The sequence below is a fragment of the Bartonella sp. AA86SXKL genome (assembly GCF_042196885.1).
The window spans coordinates 343-1,032 of the sequence record NZ_JBHIRE010000150.1; the positions used below are offsets into that span (position 1 = coordinate 343).

Sequence of the window (690 nt, forward strand, 5' to 3'; positions counted from 1 at the left end):
GAGAAAAATGGTGTGGATCAGTGGAACTGATTTTAAAAGCGTTTTATTCGATTCAAGGAGCCCTCGAATATGTTGCTCTGGTCTTTTGATTGGGGTTTTTTATCAGAAGTTTATTGCCTGCTTTCTGTAAATTTGTAAAAACGCAAAAACGATAAGGCGTGGATACGCAAAAGCGGAAAGCATAAGGATTGCGCAAGGTACGTGCCCTTATCAATACCGTGTAAAGAATGAAAGAATGGGTTGAGGGCTTTTGAAAGAGTGAAGGAAAAAGTAGTGTGGTGATTGGGTTGAATGGATGGAGGAAGGATGGGTTGGTTGCCGGTAGAGGTTGCTGTTTAGGAGGGCTTCCCGTGGATTGGCTGTCGGTGTATTGATTGCCGGTGGGGGAAAAAGGACAGGTGAACAGGGTGAATGGATGGAGGAAGATGGGTTGGTTGCGGGGGAAAAGGGATTGGTGAGCAGAGTGAAAGGGTGGGGAGAAGGGTGAGCTAGCTCTTATTGAAGGATTTTGGGAAACAGCTGTTTGTGGGGTGATTGCCGGTAGAGGGGAAGGGGCTGGACGAGCCAGTGAAAGGGTGTGATGAGGCGAAAAGTGGCGTGGTAATTGGGGTAAGGAGTAGAGTGCATTAGAGGTGTGTATCTCCTGCTTGTTGGATAACTATTGGTCGCCTGGGATGTATTGGCTACTGG

The 690-nt window shown here is 47.4% G+C and carries 1 protein-coding gene; it reads left to right on the forward strand.

Annotated elements, in window-relative coordinates; genetic code table 11:
* Positions 1–355: 355 nt before the first annotated feature.
* Positions 356–487 carry a hypothetical protein gene (locus ACFIO5_RS10630; RefSeq protein ID WP_280113709.1) on the forward strand — a complete coding sequence of 44 codons (132 nt, stop codon included), beginning with the start codon at positions 356–358 and terminating at the stop codon, positions 485–487.
* Positions 488–690 lie beyond the last annotated feature (203 nt).